Annotated in this window: 19 protein-coding genes and 1 pseudogene; 10 read left to right on the top strand and 10 right to left on the bottom strand. The window is 56.5% G+C overall.

Translation table 11 applies throughout. The annotated features are described in order from the left end of the window. Positions 1-23 precede the first annotated feature (23 nt). The 8 genes from ACKFRY_RS11350 to ACKFRY_RS11315 all read right to left on the bottom strand — a co-directional run bounded on the left by ACKFRY_RS11350 (position 24) and on the right by ACKFRY_RS11315 (position 7,726). Positions 24-560: a hypothetical protein gene (locus ACKFRY_RS11350; RefSeq protein ID WP_246819292.1), complete on the bottom strand. Its 537-nt coding sequence runs from the start codon at positions 558-560 to the stop codon at positions 24-26. Then, positions 538-2,145: a relaxase/mobilization nuclease domain-containing protein gene (locus ACKFRY_RS11345; RefSeq protein ID WP_408922872.1), complete on the bottom strand. Its 1,608-nt coding sequence runs from the start codon at positions 2,143-2,145 to the stop codon at positions 538-540. Before ACKFRY_RS11345 ends, ACKFRY_RS11350 begins: the two co-directional genes overlap by 23 nt. Continuing rightward, on the bottom strand, positions 2,126-2,488 hold the full coding sequence (mobC, locus tag ACKFRY_RS11340) for a plasmid mobilization relaxosome protein MobC (RefSeq protein WP_070769497.1): 363 nt from the start codon (positions 2,486-2,488) through the stop codon (positions 2,126-2,128). The genes ACKFRY_RS11345 and mobC overlap by 20 nt, the downstream gene beginning before the upstream one ends. Before the next feature lie 246 nt (positions 2,489-2,734). Then, entirely contained in the window at positions 2,735-3,112 is a 378-nt protein-coding gene (locus ACKFRY_RS11335; RefSeq protein WP_070769496.1) for a hypothetical protein, read from the bottom strand. Continuing rightward, positions 3,109-3,501 (bottom strand): hypothetical protein, encoded by a 393-nt coding sequence (locus tag ACKFRY_RS11330; protein ID WP_070769495.1) that lies wholly within the window; start codon positions 3,499-3,501, stop codon positions 3,109-3,111. Before ACKFRY_RS11330 ends, ACKFRY_RS11335 begins: the two co-directional genes overlap by 4 nt. Before the next feature lie 263 nt (positions 3,502-3,764). Then, positions 3,765-6,875, bottom strand: a complete 3,111-nt coding sequence (locus ACKFRY_RS11325) for a hypothetical protein (protein WP_408922871.1) — start codon at positions 6,873-6,875, stop codon at positions 3,765-3,767. After that, the gene (locus tag ACKFRY_RS11320) at positions 6,872-7,099 is read right to left on the bottom strand and encodes an AlpA family transcriptional regulator (RefSeq protein ID WP_150850480.1); all 228 of its coding nucleotides are present in this window, start codon (positions 7,097-7,099) and stop codon (positions 6,872-6,874) included. Before ACKFRY_RS11320 ends, ACKFRY_RS11325 begins: the two co-directional genes overlap by 4 nt. Positions 7,100-7,240: 141 nt before the next feature. Beyond that, positions 7,241-7,726, bottom strand: coding sequence for a hypothetical protein (locus ACKFRY_RS11315; RefSeq protein ID WP_141759381.1), 486 nt, complete (start codon positions 7,724-7,726; stop codon positions 7,241-7,243). Between the two features lie 56 nt (positions 7,727-7,782). Here ACKFRY_RS11315 and ACKFRY_RS11310 point away from each other — a divergent pair, with 56 nt between their 5' ends. Continuing rightward, on the top strand, positions 7,783-8,913 hold the full coding sequence (locus ACKFRY_RS11310) for a hypothetical protein (RefSeq protein ID WP_408922870.1): 1,131 nt from the start codon (positions 7,783-7,785) through the stop codon (positions 8,911-8,913). On the opposite strand, the gene ACKFRY_RS11305 is transcribed toward ACKFRY_RS11310, so the two are convergent. Beyond that, positions 8,900-10,092 (bottom strand): IS3 family transposase gene (locus ACKFRY_RS11305; protein WP_100067808.1). Its coding sequence is split into 2 segments (ribosomal slippage): positions 8,900-9,813 and positions 9,813-10,092, totalling 1,194 coding nucleotides; the frame shifts between segments, so codons are not numbered across the junction. The genes ACKFRY_RS11310 and ACKFRY_RS11305 overlap by 14 nt on opposite strands. A gap of 716 nt (positions 10,093-10,808) precedes the next feature. Here ACKFRY_RS11305 and ACKFRY_RS11300 point away from each other — a divergent pair. From ACKFRY_RS11300 to ACKFRY_RS11265, 8 genes are all read left to right on the top strand, one after another. Further along, positions 10,809-11,213: a hypothetical protein gene (locus ACKFRY_RS11300; protein ID WP_250412643.1), complete on the top strand. Its 405-nt coding sequence runs from the start codon at positions 10,809-10,811 to the stop codon at positions 11,211-11,213. Continuing rightward, positions 11,206-11,967 carry a hypothetical protein gene (locus tag ACKFRY_RS11295; RefSeq protein WP_408919114.1) on the top strand — a complete coding sequence of 254 codons (762 nt, stop codon included), beginning with the start codon at positions 11,206-11,208 and terminating at the stop codon, positions 11,965-11,967. Before ACKFRY_RS11300 ends, ACKFRY_RS11295 begins: the two co-directional genes overlap by 8 nt. A gap of 528 nt (positions 11,968-12,495) precedes the next feature. Then, on the top strand, positions 12,496-12,882 hold the full coding sequence (locus ACKFRY_RS11290; RefSeq protein ID WP_394286743.1) for a hypothetical protein: 387 nt from the start codon (positions 12,496-12,498) through the stop codon (positions 12,880-12,882). A gap of 201 nt (positions 12,883-13,083) precedes the next feature. Further along, on the top strand, positions 13,084-13,956 hold the full coding sequence (locus tag ACKFRY_RS11285; RefSeq protein ID WP_408922869.1) for an ABC transporter substrate-binding protein: 873 nt from the start codon (positions 13,084-13,086) through the stop codon (positions 13,954-13,956). A 29-nt stretch (positions 13,957-13,985) separates the two neighbouring features. Next, positions 13,986-14,918, top strand: coding sequence for a FecCD family ABC transporter permease (locus ACKFRY_RS11280; RefSeq protein WP_408919113.1), 933 nt, complete (start codon positions 13,986-13,988; stop codon positions 14,916-14,918). Beyond that, complete coding sequence (locus tag ACKFRY_RS11275) at positions 14,908-15,891, top strand: FecCD family ABC transporter permease (RefSeq protein ID WP_408919112.1); 984 nt, start codon at positions 14,908-14,910, stop codon at positions 15,889-15,891. The genes ACKFRY_RS11280 and ACKFRY_RS11275 overlap by 11 nt, the downstream gene beginning before the upstream one ends. Before the next feature lie 2 nt (positions 15,892-15,893). Continuing rightward, the gene (locus tag ACKFRY_RS11270) at positions 15,894-16,706 is read left to right on the top strand and encodes an ABC transporter ATP-binding protein (protein WP_408922868.1); all 813 of its coding nucleotides are present in this window, start codon (positions 15,894-15,896) and stop codon (positions 16,704-16,706) included. Between the two features lie 24 nt (positions 16,707-16,730). Further along, positions 16,731-17,564, top strand: coding sequence for a kinesin (locus tag ACKFRY_RS11265; protein WP_250410760.1), 834 nt, complete (start codon positions 16,731-16,733; stop codon positions 17,562-17,564). Positions 17,565-17,630: 66 nt separating this feature from the next. On the opposite strand, the gene ACKFRY_RS11260 is transcribed toward ACKFRY_RS11265, so the two are convergent. Next, positions 17,631-18,074 carry a DUF1990 family protein gene (locus ACKFRY_RS11260; RefSeq protein WP_408922867.1) on the bottom strand — a complete coding sequence of 148 codons (444 nt, stop codon included), beginning with the start codon at positions 18,072-18,074 and terminating at the stop codon, positions 17,631-17,633. 149 nt (positions 18,075-18,223) lie between these two features. Between ACKFRY_RS11260 and ACKFRY_RS11255 the strand changes: the two are divergent. Next, positions 18,224-19,311, top strand: a pseudogene (locus tag ACKFRY_RS11255) (S1 family peptidase). Positions 19,312-19,383: the final 72 nt, after the last annotated feature.

Below are 19,383 nucleotides of genomic sequence, written 5' to 3'. Positions count from 1 at the left end.
TTTTTACGGTGCACGTGTTCTAGTTAGTGGTTCGTTTCTTTCCTCGGGTGATTGCGACGGTATTCCTCGACCAAGTGAGCAATACCCGGCGCAGCCTGAGACAACATCCAGCCCATAAGCCCTACGACAAGCCCTATAACGAGAAGGGTGAGAGCCAACCAGCCCAGTGTTGGGCCAATACCGCTGGCCTCCTGGACGTGACCCCACAAGGCAGACACGCCGTCGGGTATGCCGAGCATACTCAGTAGCCCCTTCCCCAAGGCTCCAACGGCAACGAGCGCGATAGCAACGACGAGGACACTGGCTGCAATCCACGAGGCAGACTGGCAGGCCTTAATAAAGTTCGTGTTCGATTTTTCCATGTCGTCGTTATACTGCTTGCGTTCTGCGCGTATCTCCTCCAGCAGCTTTTCGTTGGCCTCCTTCTCCTGGAGCAGAGCGTTGCGAGCCTTCTTAGAGGCTTTTGCTGCCTCGCGCAGGCTTTCAGACTCTTTCGACATTGCCTCAGATACAGCCACCTCTACCAGCGGTTCCAGGCTAGAAGTCAGGCTCGAAGTCATCTGAGCATTCAGGCTCTGGGCTACTGCTTGGCTGGAATCCTTGTCGAGATGGATGGGGCTTTCGGCTGCTTTGAGCACCAGTCGTTGCATCCTTGTCAGGCGCGACATCTGCTCGCTTATCTCGATTAGATACCCTTTCACACCCTCCAGGCCGTTGGGCAGATCCTCGATATTCTTGATCAGACCCGTGATCATCTGCTGCACTTCCATCATCGTTACTTGGAAGTGACTGCTGCTCACGTAGTTCTTGTTTGCGGCGAGATTGCTTTTTACGTTCCTTAATTCGCTTTCCGCTTGCGTCAACCTCGTCGAGAAGTCGCTGGGCAGAGAATTGAGAATGTCCCCAGTATCCTCCGGCAGACTCTTCAGTTTCTCCTGCAGCGTCTTGATAGCCTTCTCCGCCTTGTCCAGGCGCGGGCTGAGAACCTTCAAGACGTTTTCCATCTTGCCCTTCGCCGCTGCTTGGGCTAACTCCGTCATCTGGGTCACTGAGACCATGATTTAATACCTCCTGGGTGTAATAGTTTTCCTCCTCGTCATCGAGAAGGCTGGAGCCGTATTTCGCCTCCAGGTCATCATCAGTTGAATTGGCTTGAAGTGCTGCAAGCTGCCGCGCAAGAAGGGCTGCTTGAGCCTCGTTAACGCGCTCGGTCACGCCCTCTAGCGAGTAGCTGCGGCCCAATTTTGAGCCAGCTTTAGCTGCCTTACGCTTTCGAGTACGCCCGGCCTTCGTGGTGTTCGTGAAGTAGGCATCCTCGCCGTCATCGCCGACCAGGGCCACGGTCAACGACTCGCCTTCAGCCTTTGAATTGGGCTGCACTTTTAGAGACAGGTTGTAATCGCCAGCAACCTCTATCGCCTTCTCCAGTGGGTCGCTAGCATCGGCCACCCGTTCATCCGCGCACAGTTCATCCATGCGCTTACGCGCGAAATCCGCCCACGTGCTTGCGGTCAACTCATCCACCTTCAAGCTGGTCGAGTCTGTGGACTTGCCTTCTTTGTGTGCCCTGCGCTCGGCAGGAAGTAGCGATATTTCTGGCTCACGTTCTAAGACACGCATCCCCAAATCGCGCATCAACTCGTCGTTGATATTGCGCAACTTGTACCAGTTACGCATGTCCCTCGGCGCAGCCTTCTTTGTACGAGTGTCATGGTTGGCAAAGACAATATGGTTATGGACGCAGCCGCTTTTACTGTCGGTGTGCGTGGCAACGGTAAACGGAACTCCCGTGTCCCGCGTAAGCCGCATCGCCAACTCAGAGCCTGCTGCATTAGCCCGAGCTACATCCGCTGGATCGTCTTTATCTAGCTCGTCTCTAGCCCACGATTGGATATAGATAATTGCTTCATCGGTGCGCTGAGCCGGAGCATAACGCTCCATTTCTTCCACACTGGCCTCCATGAAGTCCACACCCGACCAACGGCCAGCTGTAGCCTGTGGCGAAAACGATTCAGCGCCTGGTTGAACCGTACATAAAGCATCAGCTCGCACCTGACCCTTGCGGGCATTGTCTGCCGTTCCATAGACGGCGTAGACCGTTGCCGCGCGGATGTCCTGGCTGTAGTTAATTTTGATTGTGGACAAAGTCCTTCACCTCTTTTTTAAGAGAAGAAACCTCGCCAGCAATGGTTTCTACAGACTCAGACACGGGTGCAACGCCGTCGATATTCGCGCGGCGAGCCAACTGGTTTAGATTGACACCAATCCGGCGCAGTTGATCGTTCATCTCGTCCAGGCGGCGCAGCGTGTCCGGGGCCAAACGCTTCTGCGTTAGTACGCTCTCCTCCTTTGCGAGGACGTAGAGAGCTTCCCGGAAAACGACGGCTTTTTGAACACCTGCAACCCGTGCGACCTCCTCGACAAATCGGTCTAAATCCTTATCGAGGCGCACGGTGGTGCGCGAATATGTCGAGAACTTGTCTCGCATATCCACCTCCTACTCATTGTGCTTACTGTGGCAGGGTGGCCCCGACTGCTGATGCAGCCAGGGCCACAGTCTGTTTGTAAGGGTCACGCTTCTCCGGTGTCGGCCCCCTGAATCTGCGGGGCAGATTCAGGCGTACTCGCCACCGTCAAAGACGGCCCTCACAAACAGGCGGCCAGCAAGCCACTCGGGCACCTCCGGTGCCTCGTGGCGCTGGCGAGGGAGATTCTCTCCCTCGACCCTCTGGCCCTACGCTTGCGGGCCATTCTGGCCCGCGTGCTTCGGGCCTGCGGCGGGATTCATTTGACTCTGTGGAGTCCTCTGAATCGACTGCGGAGCCTTTATCGGCTCCTGCGTTCCGCCGCGAGGTGCGCCCTCGTGTCCCTCGGACGCTTCACGGGAGGGGGCCTCCCGTATACCGATTTCTGCGAACAGTTCCCTTACGGAACCGCCGCGAAATTTGGACCACTTGCTTGAAGGCTCATAAGCGCAGGCGTAGAGAACTTCGCCTAATTGACGCTTAAACTCCTCAACCTTCTTGGCTTCTTCGGCTTCTTTTTGCTCCCGCTCCTGGCGGAGAGCTTCAATCTTTTTTACCGACGAAGCGGTCTGAGACTTCGTAATCATAGTTCTGGTTCCCATCCTTTACTGGTGTCTTTTGCTTCTGGTTCATTCTGGAAAAGTGGGGTGAATCGCGGGTTTTTGACCCGAGGGACACGAGGCTTCTTTTTCCGCGGCGGCTGCGGTGGGTAGCCACCTTGATTCTGCTTTTTCCGCCGCGACTGAGCGCGCTCATCGAGGGTTTGCTCTAGCTGATCAAGCTCAGCGTCAACCTTTTCTCCCTCCGCTTTAAGCTGCTCCAAAGACACTTCTTCTTTTGGGGCGTGCTGGGCAAAATCGTCCAGAATCTCCTGGACTCGGTTGGAACGACGGATAATATCGGCGCGGTCTAGACCAACCAAACCGGCGATAAGCCCCTTCGCAGACTCCTCCGCTGCGTACCTGCTCTCCTCCATTTCCGCGCCTGTTTTAGCTCCACTGCGCGGCGCTCGTGGGGCGCTCGGCATCCGTGGTGCTCGGGGCGATTGTGGCTCCATATGTTCCTCCTTATCTTGGGTTGCGGTGTATTGGTGCCATCGGGAACTCGGTCTAAGCACCCGATGGTTCAAGACTTAGCTGGGGTGCTGTTGCTTGCATGGTTAGCGTCTCTGTGACGATAAAAGTGCCTATAGGAGGGCCGCGAGAAAGCTTCATACCAAACCGACTAGGGGGAGGGGTGCTAGACATAGCCATCACCGCGATTCAGCTCATCGGCAAAGGCACGAACAGCATCCATATCGGCATCGCGTAGCACCGTCGAACGCCGAACCTTCTTGCTCATGTGATCCCACTGCGCCCGGGTGAATTCACCCATCCCCAAAGAGGACAACCAACCCACCTTCTGAGCCACGGAAACGCGAACAGCCAAACGGTCAACGACGACAAGACCAGCCTTATGCGCGGCAACGAGTTCGGTGAGTAGGGCACTGTCAGCCGTACGGATACGACGACCCCGAGCAGACTCAAAACGCTTAAACCAGGTCTCCCAATCATGACCCGTGCGCAGACACCCAGTAGGACGGTCAACACCTGTGGTCCCATACCGAACCAACTGCATGTGACCAGCGATCCCACGTGCATGTTTATAGTCGTCGACTGAGTCCCACGCGCAAGTGTCGAACCCCGCCATTTCGTTGCCGTCAATCACATCAACCCGGAGCGTGCCACGTAGAGGCTGCCGTTTTAGGTCAAAGTCCACCGTTGAGACCTCAGGCGTGCGATCCACCGGGTGGAAGTCCAACCGGTTTACGGACCGCGACAACTCCCGAAATGTTGGGAAAGACGTGTAGGGGTTAGGTATCTTTCCCAGGAGTGAAAGAGCGGTATCGCGAAACCAGCGACGCTCCGCGACGGTCCCACGTTCAACCTCCTCAGGAACTTTCAACCCAGCCTTAGCGAGCACACCGTGTTCCAGCAAGGACACATTGCCACGCGTCGAGAAATTCACTAGATCGTCCTGGTAGTGCTTGATCTCCCAGACCGTCGGATCACCTACCAACGCACGACGGGCGGCACGGAACACATTCGCGATGCCAAAGCAATCAAAGTGCTCAATCTCTTCAACAGGCGTGATGAAGCCGTCAGTCGTGACAGACAGAATCGGAATCGTATTGGCCATCGCCAGAAGGAGAGCGCGAACAAGCGACGTTGTCATCGACGCGTGATAGGGAGAGGTTACGGACGACCCACCAATAGACTCCATCTCCTCAGCCCATGCACCCCACCCGTTACGCTCGGAGACGTCCTGAGCCAGCTTCCCGTAGACGGAGTTCGTCGCAACCTTGACAGTCTGCTCTTCCAGCGACCCCTTGCCGAAGATCTTCTTCGCAGTCGCACGATCTTCAACCATCTGTCGGAGGGCGAAGCGCAGTGATCGGGACGGAGTACTACCAGAATGCATACGCAACCTCATGCGATAGCCAATCTGAACACGCACCGTCGCCCCCAGCTTCAACGCAAGGTACAACTCAGGTCCAGCGCACCAAGCACCATGAAACCCGTCATACCCCCCAACATCGTCACCTTGCGCGGCTCCAGCACCGGCAGACGTTCGTGGATACAACACGCAGTCACCGACGACCACCGGCAAGCAAGGCGCAACAACATCATCCGGGAACTTCCAACTCACGTAGGCAACCAACGGGGTAATGGGACCTAACGGAAAGTCGTCCAGCGTAAGTACCCGGTCCTTCACAACCTCCTCGATACAACCGCCCACATAATCCACATCAATCACCGATGCCATCGCAGACGGGTACGCAGATTGAATATCGTGATCGAAGGTCGGGTAAGGATGATGACCAGGAGACAGACAACTGTTCCAGCCACCGTGAAACGCCATTTTCCACGCAGTGTGGGATTGATTGGCATCGCCGTCCACGGGTACCAACTCTCGTGTGGTGTAATACGAAAGATGGTCATGGTCTAAAAACGGTTCAGGGTCCGTCAACCGCACGAGACCACGAAAGTTGATGAGGAAGTCCTTCAACGCCTTGTCGCCCATGTAACGCATGATTCCGTCGCGGACAGCACTGGCACCCGCACCCGAAAGGGTGACAGGCGGAACGATGTTGAGACCCCACAGCAACGCCAGGTACTCAACAACGATGACAGCGTCATTCACCCCATATTCGAGGAACGTCGTCAGATCGTCACGACGCATTGAGGTCATATTCTCGATTGAGGAACCAACATCAAGCTTGGGAACACCGCAAACATCGCCAAGAGCAGCGAGACTCTTATGACCGGGTGCAGCCTGACACATCGTGTCACGAACGGTCACAGAGAACGGTAACCAGCGATAGCTGTTGGAGCCTTTGCCAGACTTGCGCATGAAGCGGGCAGGTTGCAGCGAAACTAAGCCCCCCGAAGCAGAGGTCACACGACGGAGGATGTCATAATGTTTTTCCCCACCATTGCGCTGCTCGGGAGGGCGGCGAAAAGCGGTCAGATCGGCGTTGCCGAAATGACACGCCAGGACGACGGCAATGCGAGCCTTGAACACCGCATCTCGCGTGGCGGAGTAGTCAAATTTCCCCAGAGGGTTGAGTTTCCTTACATCGCGGACGAGCACGCCACGAGGATCGATAGGCTCCCGAGAGGGTGACAGGACATGCAGACCAGCTGCAAGACTGACGATGTAGAGAGCATCCTCAAGGTAGATGCGATCACCCGCCAGAGGCAACACAACCACCTGTACGAGAACACCATCATCGAGAGCATCAGTACAGGCGAACTGATAGCTATCGATGACGCGCTTAGCGGGGTCATCTTCGCGGTAGGTGAACTCAGTATCAAACCCGATCACTTGAGCCCGGCGACCGCCACTACCCATCGACCTCACAGTTGGTAGCTGGCCGAAACTCTTAACATCGACACCGGCATCAACCCCTGCAACCGCAGCGGCTTCCACCGCTGCTGCTGCTGCGGAGTCACGGTGGCCGGAGTCACGATGGCCGGACTCTCCGGTCCGGCCATTCTGCCTCTCCCCTAGGGGTTTTTGGCCTGAATTGACATTAGGGTCTTGACCAGCAGGAACGTCCGCAGAACAGCCCGAAATCGTGGCTAAGGTCTCGGAGACCTTAGCCACAGATCGAGGTTCACGACGTACCAAAACAGTGAAGTACGACGGGGCAGAACGCCCAGGAACGTCGACGGAAGTGTCGACGAGGCGTGACTGCCACTCGGTGCCATTCACGCCAAGCTCGATGAGTTCATGCTCGTGACGCACCGTGTCGGGCGCGTCCTTGGGGGAGATCTCTATGCTCCACGCCTCGTTCGCTGTTGTCATGGCTTCTCACCACCGACAACATGCTCATCTAGCCACGCCTCAATATCAGCGATTCTGTAGACGACGAGGTTGGTACCCACGCTGGCGTATCTGGGCCCTTTGCCCTGAACACGCCAGTTGTTGAGAGTTTGAGGGGCAATTCCGATCAGGGATGCCGCTACCGAACTTTTAACCGCAATAGGCTCGGCATGATCGACCAGTTTTAAATTAGAAACGCCTTTCAAGGTTTGCTCCAGACATGCTGAAAGGGCCCCGGCCTAGCGGTTATCCGCTTTGGGGGCCTGCATATCCGAGTTGCAAACCTTGGGTTCTTATTCTACCCGGTGCCTCGGTGGCCAACCGTCGCAGGTACGGCTGATTATATTTTAGCCTACTTGTGAGGGAAAATCAAAGACCGGCGGAAACATCGTAGCCACGACACTGTCCGGTACAGGGTCGATAAGATCCATCGTCAGTCCTTCACCTGCGGCGAAGCGTCGTCCTGCGTTAGGCCGATAAAAGGTGAACGGCAACGTTCGATCAGCTTCGTTCTCCAGAAACTCGAGTCGTGCCTGGAGGTGTTTGCGGACAGCGTGCAGACGCGGGTGTCGCTTCTGACGACCTTTCGTATCATTTTTCACAATGGGGTCCAGATACCTTAGTTCACGAGCTACCGCGCGGATTTCACAGTAGGTTTCAAGGGCGGTAAGCAAGAGCTGTGTGACCTCCTCGCGGGAAAGTGGGGGAGTGAACAATTCGCGAGCGTCAACATAAAGCGGGTGATTATCGTCAACCAACGTGCACAACACTTCCTGGCGTCTGCGCGCGACGTCATCGGTAGACCAAATTGGAAGACGTTCTGAAGGATCCATACCAGCAATGATAACAAATTCGAACCTATTGCAAAAGTGGGTCTATAGTGGTGTGTATGTCCAAGCAAATACGTGCCGCCAGAACGAAACTAAGCCTTGGGGAAGATTCCATCGACCGCGTCGTTGATGCTTTACCGCCGCGAGGTCCATACGAAGCGAAAATCACGGTCCGACTATGGGACGGAACGACTTACCGCCCGACAATCCGGGCAAGGACAAAGGGGGAATTCCGGCGAATTGCCGTCGAGAAGCGGGATAGCAAGCTCAACTCGACGTGGACCAATTGGGATAAGAGCAAGAACTTCTCGGCGTTCATTACCGACGTCTCTAAGCCGGCCATCCGAGCGGCACGTCTGCGACCGAACACGCGCGCCCGGTATGAGCTCGCATTAAAGCAGGCCGAAGCACAGCTAGGAAAACACGCCATTGGCGAAGCTGTGAAATTCCGAACTCTCGAACACGCATTGCAGGCCATCGCCACCGCAAACGGGTCGGAATCTGCACGGCAGGCCCGCACCGTCGTGAGCAAGTACATTCTGGATCAGCTCATCCGCGAGGGTGTTATCGACCACAACCCGTTACGCGGAATCAGCATCGACCTCGGCGAGGTCAAGAAGGGCAATAAACCACAAGGTGGTCACGCCCTGACGAACGCCCAATACGACGCCGTTGTAGACCATCTCATTGCACGCGATACCGCCAGACCGTTACCACCGGGCACGGACAGACGAGCAAGCTCCATCGCAAAACATGACAACGTGGTCGCGCTGGCACTACTGCAAGCGGGGACGGGACTTCGCATCTCCGAGGCACTGGCAGTGACGAGGCATTCTGTAAAAGTCGCTAATGGGCAGATCGCTATCAGCATTACATCTGAGCAATCCAAAACGCACAGAGGCCGTTCTATCCCGTTCCTGGACAAGCGTGTCGAAAAGTTCTGGTTAAACCGGCTCGACGGACTAGAAACGACCGATCCACTGATCCCTTCGCCAGGAGACAAGAAGGCGCACTGGCGCACCGACAACGCCGTGAAAGCGTCAGCGGCTCTGTTTAAAGATGTAGGCGCGCAGCTCCAGGAAAACCACATCGCTTTAATGAGATCCCATGACTGGCGCACGGTGCTCAATAACCGGGCGGGCCTGACCCCCGGAAAGTGGACACGTCGGGGGTTAGCTATGCTGCTCTAGTCAGTGTAGCTGAATTCTCGGCTTCAAAGACGTCAGGAGCTGAAAGATTGCACCAGGAGTGCCGTCGGCGTGTGTTGTAGCGCATGCACCACCGGAAGACTTCTTGGCGGCAGGAGATCGGATTGTCAAAGACTTTCCTGTCACGCAAGATTTCCCGCTTGAGCGTGGCGTTAAACGATTCTGCTAGGGCGTTATCAGCACTCGTTCCTACCGCTCCCATAGACTGGCGCACACCCAACGACGAGCAATAGTTCCTAAAGGCTTGTGAGGTGTACACGCTGCCGTGATCAGAATGGAAAATTGCCCCTTTAAGGCTTCCGCGGACTTTCCTGGCATGGGACAAAGCTTCGATAACCAGTGATACCCGCATGTGATCGGCGAGTGCATGTCCGACAAGTTTGCGCGAGTAGACGTCGATGACCGTGGCCAGGTACATGTTCTTGCCGCCCTTACACGGCAGGTACGTAATGTCGCCTACATAGACGTGGTTTGGCCTGTCAGCTGTGAATCTGCGGCCTACTAGATCTGGCATGACGCGGTGACCAGGCTTACGCCTGGTAGTGACGCATCGGCGGCGTTTGGTAAAGCCTTTAAGTCCCATGGATTTCATGATTCGTGCGACTTTCTTGTGATTTATCGGGCCAAAGCTCGTATCGGCTTTAAGGCTTGCAGCGATGCGTTTAGCACCATAAAGCCCGTATTCATCATCGAAGATGGTCTTGATTCTTGCACCAATAAGAGCATCCGAACACGTCTTTAACCTGCGTTCTTCGCGGGTTTGCACCCATTTGTAGAACGAGGAGCGATTGAGCTTTAACACCTGGCACATCCGCTTAACCGAGAATTCGGTTCGGTGGTCATAGACAAACTGGAAGCGGATCACCAGTGAGTCTCTTCGGCAAAATATTTCGCGGCCTTGCGCAGGATGTCACGTTCTTCGCGCAGCTTTGCGTTCTCTTTTTCTAACTGGCGGATCCGTTCGGAATCATTCGCTGCTTGGACCTTGTCGCGCATGCTTTTTGTGCGGGCACGTTTGCCGGTGCCGTACTTCTTGATCCAAGAATGCAGCGAGGCACGGTTGATACCGAGCTCTGCTGATGCTGAGTTCAGTGAGAGGTCCTCATTGTTTTCGTAGAGGGCCACGGCATCGCGTTTGAACTGTTCGGAGTACCTGGACATGGTGGTAGATTACCTTTCTTCCAGCCCGACTGGGCTGGATATCAGGTGTCCACCAAACAGGGGTCAGGTCCACCGGGCCATCGCGCGAGGGGTACCCGCCCAGGTGCGTGCAGCCTATTTCGGGCATGACGTCGACGTGAACGCGCGCAACTACACGGATTGGACTGATGTAGACGCTATGCGGGGCGCCTTGAATCTCGGTGAAGAAAGTGGGACTCAAAACGGGACTTAAGAGTTGGTAATCTGCGGTAAAGACCAGTAGGCGCCAGTATACTGATACCTCTCTAAACAGCAGGTAAAAGGGCAATAACTGCAGGTGGCTCGAACATGAGGGTGAGAACCCAGAGGTCGTAGGTTCGAATCCTGCCCCCGCTACCAACTTCCAAGCCCCTACCAGTGGAAACGCTGGTAGGGGTCTCTTTCGTTTTATGCTGAAATCGCCATTTGGTGCACTAGGCTCAAAATCCTGCACCGCGCAATCCCGCAACCGGATCTGCGCTTCACAAAGAGATCACTGCAGTACAACGACGCGGATATGATGATTTTGCCAAGAATTTCGATCCTGACGTCGATACCTATACTTGGAACGACGTGAGAGCCATCGAGGTAAAGGCACACACCTCGGTCGGATTCAGCCAATCTGAAGCGGAAGCACTAACCGATTATGGTATCGAGCAGCTCAAGCAACAAGGCTTGTCTCAACCTACAAATATCCCGTGGAACCCTGGAGTGTTATAAGAGTGTTAACGCAGCCCACCAACGAACAGCTGACGCAATTTCAATCGGACCTCGAAGACGTCGTCACGCCAACCATTGAACAGCTTCACACGCGAATCCAGGAAACAGGGCCCCTGTCATCTGATGACGCAATCAGATTCGTTGCAGATATCACTGCGCTGACAATATTCGAGCTGGCCGAGCGACTTGACGGAAACGCTGACAAAACCGGCGCCCTCAGCTACAGGTTCGCTGCAGCAGAAGGAGAAGAAGTGCGCCTGCCTGCCGAAGTGCTCAGCGCCATCACTGGATGGCTTTCCGCTCCAAAGGATCGAAACCCCCTCGCCGGGAAGACCAGCCACCCGTACCCCTTCGACTTTTACGGAGCGAAAGACTATGCATAGCGATTCCGCACTGCTGCTCATCGGACGACTGTATGCGAAAGTTTACGACCAATCCATGGACTCGGATGCCGCCGAGCACCTCCACCATCTGTTGAGCAATATTCATGACACCACCGCCATCGATGAGGCCATCTACGCCTACCAAGGCGAAATACTCGGCATCCTGCTGGATTCAGTGAATCAGTCCGACTCGCTCGAGTTGTACACGGCGAGTACGTCGCAGCGCGAGTCTCTCAACTTGGCCATCATCGCCCTCGAAGATACACCTCAGTCTACGGCGGCACTCGACGCAATTGCGCAGTTGGCGCAGGTTGAACCACCAGCTCCCGGCCAAGCCAAAATCGACATCCCCACGGAAAATCTCTCGAGCGACGCCCGAAAACTTTCAGCGCTCGGCCTCCACCAGGGCATCGCCATTTCGGTCCCGCATTTGGGCATTCCGATCTTGGAAGGCGACGAAACCACTGACATCTCCACCTCGTCTACCGTATTGGGCGAGCAACGTTACGCCTCTGCCAAAGCCGTACCTAAGTGGCTGACTCACTTGTCGGAGACTCCGTCCGCTGGCTTCGTTACGTACCAGAATTCGCAAGGCGAGACCCTCCAGGTCAAGTTCAATGCCAAGGGAAACTACTTCCCGCTTCTTCTCACGAACCATAACGGAGACCGCCACCTCGACAAACTACCGTCTGCGAGACAAGCCGAAAACCACATCGTGGCCTGGCTCGACAATTCACAATCACCGATCATCTAGCTGCCACTCAAAAGCGGTTTGGTTCTGTTTACTTTGGAGATAGAAAACTGGGGGCCTGACCCCCGACGTGTCTACTTTCCGGGGTCAGGCCCATGAATGTCATGCGCAGGCTAAAAACGGTGGCCTGATCAAGATAAACTGATTGGTAAGGAATTTGTTGTGAAAGAAAGAACGATCATTCCGGGAATACTTTTTGGAATTGTCTTGGGTGTCGTAACCCTTCATGGCGGAGTGCTCCTGTCCACATGGCTTCCAATACCTTTCGTTTTCTATGGGCTACCTCTACCTTCATTGGTGGTGTTGGGTGTATTAGCCATATCTGTCTACATGTTGAAAAAGGATCGGCTTAGCGACCGATCATGGCGTGCTTTTGCCTTCACATTCGCCGCGGCTTTCGTCGTATCCGCGTTCTTATGGGTGAGCACCATTTCTGGCTATGGAAACTTCGCATAGCCTATAGATATGGAACGGTTGTAAGGCCAATTACAGTTAGCCCCTCTAGATTGATGAACTGCTCCCCATTCGCCGATGAGGGCCATTTTCGTTTTCTTCGGCGGCCAGCGCCAATGGGCACGGCTTGCACTGGCTCTGGCTCAGGGCGCGCCGGTGCCGCTGCTCGACGAGCCTACGACCTTCCTCGATCCCGCCCACGCGATTAGTGTTTTGGAGCCCGTTCGCAAGCAAGCCCGCGCTGGTAAGGCAGTCGTTGTTGTGCTGCACGACCACATGTTGGCTGGTCAGTACTCCGACACCAGGGCGGTTATGAACAACGGCGAGGTCATAGCCCGGGGGACTCCCAAGGAAGCACTGCGGAAGGATATTTTAGCCGCAGCCTACGGTATCGATGTAGAAATCTGGGACGATCCTTTCAGCGACGCCCCCGTCATCGTTTCCCGCGCTGTGCTCAAGGGCTAGAGCATTCGAAAGATGAACACCAAAGACCGCAGTTTGGAGTTCGTTCGCAGAGGCTGTAGATGATCGTGGCTAGAGCGGATTTCGGTTTCCGCTCCTCACCGCTATCCCTCATGGAACTCATCCTGTGGCTGCATGGTCTGTCATGGAGAGGGAAGCAATCAGGCTCTAGACAGTAAACCCTTATAAAGCTAAGGTAAGCCTATGCAAAAGAAAGACTTCACTAAAACGCGTGCGGTTATCGCACTCGTAGCCACCTTAGCCCTAGGCGTGGGCCTTGCCGCGTGTTCTTCTGATTCTTCTCAGGGACTGGGTGAAGATAGGAAAATCGAGCGAGTTGTGGCGCTCGATTGGCGCTATGAGGAAATTCTCAAGGCCCTCGATGTGGACCCTGTGGGAATCGTAGAAATCGGCAAGTCGGAGGCACCAACTACTTTGAAGGGCCAGTTAGGTCAGGCGACCTCCGTGGGCCAAGCCAAGCAGCCGAACTTGGAGGTTATCCAGTCTTTGGAACCAGATCTGATTTTGGCTAGCCCTACCCGTCAAGCTGATATCATGCCGCAGCTGGAAGAGATTGCGCAGACGGAATCCTACCCAGATGAAACCTACTCGGACGTGCTGGACTCGATGGATGAGATCGCGGCCAAACTCGGCAAAGAGGAAAAGGCTAAAGAAGTCCGTCAGCGCATCGAGGACAAGATTGCTCAGACCAAGGACGCGGTAAAGCCGGGGAGTCGTGCTGTCGTGGCTGGCTGGTCTAGCGAGATGCTCTATACCTGGGTCAACCCCTCTTTCCCTCAGTCGCTACTGAGTAAAGTGGGCTATGACTATGCCTTCGAAGGCGAGAAGTCTTCTATCGAATCTAAGACTGATGTAGCGGAACTGACCGGCGATAAGCTCCCTGGAATGAAGGCTGACCGAGTCTTTATGTACAAGGACGTCGAAGCGTTTAAAAAGACGCCCTATGCCAAGGGCAGCGGTGACATCGTAGAGGTGGACCAAGATATCTGGTCGCGCGCCCGCGGGCCATTGTCTGCCGAGCATATGCTCGATGACATTATCGCCGCTGAAAAGTAGTGGCACCTCGAACTAAAGCCAGCGTCTGCTTGGTCTTTGCAACCGCTGCCGCTGCCTTTGTGTGGTGGTGGCGGCTCCGCCATGTTCAGGTGCCAGTTGATACCCCGTGGTTAGAAGAAGAGCTGCATAGCGTGGCTTTTGACCGTCTCCTTGCTACCACGGTGGTCGGTATTGCAATAGGTGTAGGTGGGTTATTGCTGCGCACAGCAACCGCGAATCCGCTCGCCGATCCGTCCATCACTGGTGTGAACTCCGGTGCGGCACTCGGTGCAGTCGCAACCGCAATGTTTTTAGGAAGCGAAACCTCGAGCGTTGACCAGCTGCCCGGTGCGCTGCTGGGTGCGGGGATTGCTGTGGGGGTGACGGTGGGCGTCGGCAAGAGCGGTGCGATCCAGCGCATGGTACTCGTTGGTGTTGCCGTTTCCGCACTGTGTAGCGCCTTGACCTCCATTTTCCTGGTGGTGGATGAAGCTCAACTGGCGACGGTGATGTCATGGCTCTCTGGCCGGCTTGCCGGTGTACGCCTAAGCGATATTATGCCCGCGCTGGTCGCTGTGCTGATCGTGGTTCCCTTGACTTTAATCGGTGGGAAAACGCTGGACTTGCTCGTAGCCGGCGATGCCGTGGCCGGTGCTGTGGGGGCGAAGCCGGAGCGCATTCGGTTGGCTGCCATTGCGGCGGCGGTAGTGCTCATTGCTCCTTCGGTAGCCGCAACCGGACCGATTGGATTTTTGGGGCTGATGGCCGCGACCGTAGCGTGGCGAGTGTGCGGCTCGCACCACCGCATGGGGCTGTGTGTGGCTGGAATTGTAGGAGCAGCGGTGCTTCTGGTGGCAGATTCGGTTGGGCAGGCAATCTGGGCGCCGGCCGAGACCCCAGTGGGCATCGTGACTTCTTTGGCTGGCATGCCCTTAGTGCTGTGGTCCGTCCATGCTCTAGGGAGGGGGAGGCATGCGGCATAAGAGATTTGTAGGGGTTCTGGTAGGACTCATCCTGGCGTTGGTATTGAGCGCAGTTATCGGCATGGGCGTCGGTGCGGTGATGAAATCGCCGGGTGAGGTGACCACTGGCTTCTTTACCGGAGATCCGCTCATCTGGAAGTACCGCGCACCGCGGATCTTGGTAGGTATTTGCGCGGGCAGTGCCATGGCTGTTTCTGGCTGTCTATTGCAATCCGCGCTACGCAATCCCTTGGCCGCACCAGATACGGTAGGTATTACCTCCGGCGGTGGACTCGCGGCCGTTGCGGTACTCATGGGAGCAGGCGCCCTGCCGGCCCACCTGCTGACCTTTATCGCCTTTATCGGCGCGTTGGCTGGAACTGGGATGGTTCTCCTTTTTGCTGGACGCGGGGTAAGCGATCCGGTGCGCCTGCCCCTTACCGGGGTGGCGGTATCTTTCGGGCTGGGTGCCATCACTGAACTGCTCTTGGTGCGCGCCGCGCCAGAGGCAGGAGCGGCCATGACATGGCTGAAAGGTTCGCTTTACGCCCGCTCGCTTGGCGATGCCACCATTGTCGCCCCCTTTATCCTTCTCGCCCTAACCGTCGCGATGGTGGTGGCAAAACACCTGGATATGCTCGCGCTGGATGATTCCACCATGGCCGGCATCGGCGTGAGCACCAAGATATGGCGCCTGATAGCAGTAGCCTTAGCCGTCATCCTCGGTGCCGCGGGAGTCGCCGCGGCCGGGGTCTTGGGCTTCGCCGGACTCATCGTCCCCCATGCTGCTCGCTTGGTTGTTGGTGCGAACCTGCGCTGGCAAATACCCGTGGCGGCCCTAGGCGGCGCGGTCCTTGTGACCGCATGCGATACGCTCGGTCGCTGGGCCTTCGCCCCCACGGAAATCCCCGTAGGCGCGCTCATCGCGCTGATCGGTGCACCGTATTTCATTTTCCTATTGACTCGGCTGACCCGAGTGCGAAACGGAGGCTAGACATGACACTGACGTGCAGCGGATTAACCGTGGGCTACGGTGGACCCGATGTGGTCAAGGACGTAAATCTTCACTTATCCAGCGGTCAAGTAACCGCTCTGATCGGGCCGAATGGCTGCGGCAAGTCGACGCTTCTCAAGACATTGGGCCGCCAACTTACGCCCAGCGCAGGTGCGGTGTACCTCTCGGACCAAAATATCAGCAAGTATTCCTCGCGTGCCTTTGCCCGTGAAGTTTCTTTTCTGCCACAACATCCCGTGGCCCCGGAAGGGGTATTAGTGCGCGACGTCATCGGTTACGGCCGCTATCCCTATACAGGAGCGCTAGCGACGATGCGGGCCGGAGATCATGCAGCGGTTGAGCGTGCTGCCTCGCGTGCTGGGGTGAGCGAGCTTCTCGATGCCTCCGCCGCAAACCTTTCCGGCGGTCAGCGCCAGCGTGTTTTCCTCGCCATGACCTTGGCCCAAGAAACACCAATTACCTTGCTTGACGAGCCGACTACTTACCTCGACCCTGCGCACCAACTGTCCATCTTGGAGCTCATCCGAGACCTCAATGGTGCCGGGACCACAGTGGTCATGGTGGTCCACGATATGGTCCACGCCGCGCGTTACGCCGATAGAATCGTAGCCATGCGTGAGGGACGCATTGTGGCCGAAGGGGTCACCGAGGAGGTGATGACTGCTGAACTCGTACGCGAAACCTTCCATGTTGAGTGTTTAGAGATGACTGATCCCTCCACCGGTCGACGCTTTCCCATACCCATTTCCGTGCACGCTCCTGAATTTTCTGGAACCCTAGAGGGGAGAAGATAAATCTATTTAAAGGAGTACGCAGCAATGGCGAATAACCTAGGCCACGAAGTTGACCTGGACCGCAACGAATACAAGTACCTGGCATCTGAGGACACTGTGTCTTCGGCAGCTAAGTCGGGCGCCTCCGCTCAGTCCGGCGCGGCTGCAGCGGGTGCAGGTGTTGCAGCGGCAGGCGCCGCGGGCGCAGCGGGCCTATCCACGCCGGTAGGCAAGCAGGCTGCGGATAATGCAGAATCCACCGCCAGCAAGTACGAGCCGCAGAATCACGTTGTCGCTGGCGCCGACGAAGAGCATGTAGGCTCTGCCTCCGAGCAGCCGGATCTGCAGGAGAAGCTGGACGAGGATAACTCTGACTACGCGCCAAGCCAGCACATTGTAGGCGGCGCGAAGGAAGAGCACATTGGTTCGGCTCCGCAGCAGCCGGATCTGCAGGAGAAGTTGGACGAGGATAACTCGGACTATGCACCGAGCCAGCACATCGTAGGTGGGGCACAGGAAGAGCACATCGGCTCCGCCCCGCAGCAGCCGGACCTGCAGGAGAAGCTGGACGAGGATAACTCGGACTACGCGCCAAGCCAGCACATCGTAGGTGAAGCAAACGAAGAGCGCGTTGCTACTGCGCCGAACCAGGACAACGTTAACGGTCAGCAGTCCTCTGAGCGCCTGGACCAGCTAAAGGGCAAGGCATCTGAGGCTGGTAGCGCCGTCGGCGATGCTTTCCAGCGCGCTAAGGGCTTCGTAGAGGACAAGGCACACGAGTACCAAGAGGAGTCCACGAAGAAGGGTGGCTTCTTTGACCGCGTCAAGGGCGCTGTCCGTGATGCTCGCGAGTCTATTGAGGACAAGCGCAAGAACTAACCAGCGCTGAGTCTAAGCCGCTTTCCCGGGGTCGGGGAGGCGGCTTTTGTCGTATATACAATCCTGCTAATCGTCCAAGGCGTGAAGGTAGAGTCGGCTAATCAGCAGGCACCTTGGCACGTCCACAAGTGGGCGCAGGAAGGGGAGGAAGGGCTCGGAGGCGGCGTCGATAAGCAAAAGCGTGCGACCATCGCGCAGGCGCTCAAGGGTGAAGGTTTCCTCGCCGCGCTCGAGGTGCCCAGGGAGGGTGCCGTAGGTGAACCCGCAGCGGCCGTCTTCGTGGAAGACATCGACCACGCGGCAGCGAAAATCCCACGGGCCGAGGCCCATGGTGACTTCCGCACCGAGCTCTACCACCTCATGGGTGGGGTGCACGCGGAAAAGGCCGCTGCGTTGGATTGACCAGCGGAATAGCCGGTGTGCGGCGGTATCAAAATCAGCGTCGATGACTCGTGACATGTGCAGCTGCGGGAAGCCAGAAGTATCGGAATAAGACAGCGGTGTGGCCATGCGCCCAATGATAGGGGAGGGGTGATTACCCCCGAATTCTGGAAGAAATATAACGGCTTGGACACAGTCACAGGAGTTTGCTGATTCCACAATTTTTTCGTGCCAGTATCGAGCTTGCACGATGTTGACAACTGAAAGTAGGTACCTTGATGCTTCGCATTCCGCACCTTAAGAAAGTCCTGGTGGGCTCGGCTTTCGCTGGTGCGTTTTCCTGGGATCCCCGGCCGCAGGCGCCCAGGAATTGCCCCAACCGGATTTCGATTCCGCAGGGATTATTGACCAAGTCCGAGATGGCCTGGCTGGGGTAGGCATCCAAACCCCGCAGGTGGATAAGAACGTCACCGACGCCGTGGATTCCTCTGTGCGCAACGCGCAGCAAGCCGTGCAGCACACGGTGCAGGAGGCGCAGTACGCGGAGCCGATGACTAACCCGAATCCCATCGGCCTAGCGGAGCGGGCCACCCAGCCGGAGTTTAAACCGCAGGGAACCAATCCAAACTATAAGTGGAAAAATGATGGATTTTCCAAGGTAGCTGCGGGCAAGCCACAGGCTGACTACGTGCTGCACCGCGTGCCGGGCTCGTTCTTTGATGCCCCACGCATTCCAGAAGAATCTGTTGCGGCCATGAATGAGGGCGAGTCGCTTTATGGCCCCGGCACCCCGGTTTATGTCGATGAGAAGATGATGTGCACCCTGACTGTGGCGGGCAACGATAATGCTGGCCGCAAGGTTGGGCTTACCGCTGCGCACTGCGGCAACGTGGGGGATTCGGTCACCTCCGCCGATTCGGAGCAGATTGGCCCGACGGGCACCGTGGTGTCCAAGAATGAGGACCTGGATTACGCCGTCATTGAGTTCGGCTCTAAGGCCAAGGTCTCCCGCTCCTACAATGGCGTAACCGTCAATGAGTTGGGCGGCGGCGTTAAGCCGGGCCAGCAGGTGTGCAAGCAGGGCGTTGCCACCGGAAAGACCTGCGGTGTGACCTATCAGCAGGCAAAGAAGATTCAGGTTAACCAGGTATGCGCCATGATGGGCGATTCCGGTGCACCGCTGTTGGCCAACGGCCGCCTCATTGGCTCGATTACCGGCGGTTTCCTGCCGGTGAATTTCCCGTGCCGCACCCCGCTGCAGGGGCCGGTTCATAACCCAACCGCCGCAAACACCATGGATGCAGTCTTGGCGGATATGAACCGTCGCGGTGGCGTAGGTGCTGGCTTTACATTGCCTGAGGACTAGCCTCGCCAAACCTTTGCCCGCTTTCCCAGCCTGGGGGAGCGGGCTTTGTGCATCTTTGGCTGGTGCTAAAAC

It is taken from the genome of Corynebacterium tuberculostearicum (assembly GCF_046097255.1).
Lineage (GTDB): Bacteria > Actinomycetota > Actinomycetes > Mycobacteriales > Mycobacteriaceae > Corynebacterium > Corynebacterium tuberculostearicum_J.
The sequence above is the reverse complement of the archived record's forward strand: the minus strand, read 5'-3'. Positions and strand labels throughout refer to the sequence as shown.

Bases quoted from the DNA above. Each gene is read 5' to 3' on its own strand.
- ACKFRY_RS11290 (WP_394286743.1), top strand. From the start codon at position 12,496: ATGAGGGCCATTTTCGTTTTCTTCGGCGGCCAGCGCCAATGGGCACGG.
- ACKFRY_RS11315 (WP_141759381.1), bottom strand. From the start codon at position 7,726: ATGGATCCTTCAGAACGTCTTCCAATTTGGTCTACCGATGACGTCGCG.
- ACKFRY_RS11325 (WP_408922871.1), bottom strand. From the start codon at position 6,875: ATGACAACAGCGAACGAGGCGTGGAGCATAGAGATCTCCCCCAAGGAC.
- ACKFRY_RS11265 (WP_250410760.1), top strand. From the start codon at position 16,731: ATGGCGAATAACCTAGGCCACGAAGTTGACCTGGACCGCAACGAATAC.
- ACKFRY_RS11335 (WP_070769496.1), bottom strand. From the start codon at position 3,112: ATGATTACGAAGTCTCAGACCGCTTCGTCGGTAAAAAAGATTGAAGCT.
- ACKFRY_RS11350 (WP_246819292.1), bottom strand. From the start codon at position 560: ATGACTTCGAGCCTGACTTCTAGCCTGGAACCGCTGGTAGAGGTGGCT.
- ACKFRY_RS11260 (WP_408922867.1), bottom strand. From the start codon at position 18,074: ATGGCCACACCGCTGTCTTATTCCGATACTTCTGGCTTCCCGCAGCTG.
- ACKFRY_RS11310 (WP_408922870.1), top strand. From the start codon at position 7,783: ATGTCCAAGCAAATACGTGCCGCCAGAACGAAACTAAGCCTTGGGGAA.
- ACKFRY_RS11285 (WP_408922869.1), top strand. From the start codon at position 13,084: ATGCAAAAGAAAGACTTCACTAAAACGCGTGCGGTTATCGCACTCGTA.
- ACKFRY_RS11275 (WP_408919112.1), top strand. From the start codon at position 14,908: ATGCGGCATAAGAGATTTGTAGGGGTTCTGGTAGGACTCATCCTGGCG.
- ACKFRY_RS11330 (WP_070769495.1), bottom strand. From the start codon at position 3,501: ATGGAGGAGAGCAGGTACGCAGCGGAGGAGTCTGCGAAGGGGCTTATC.
- mobC (WP_070769497.1), bottom strand. From the start codon at position 2,488: ATGCGAGACAAGTTCTCGACATATTCGCGCACCACCGTGCGCCTCGAT.
- ACKFRY_RS11295 (WP_408919114.1), top strand. From the start codon at position 11,206: ATGCATAGCGATTCCGCACTGCTGCTCATCGGACGACTGTATGCGAAA.
- ACKFRY_RS11270 (WP_408922868.1), top strand. From the start codon at position 15,894: ATGACACTGACGTGCAGCGGATTAACCGTGGGCTACGGTGGACCCGAT.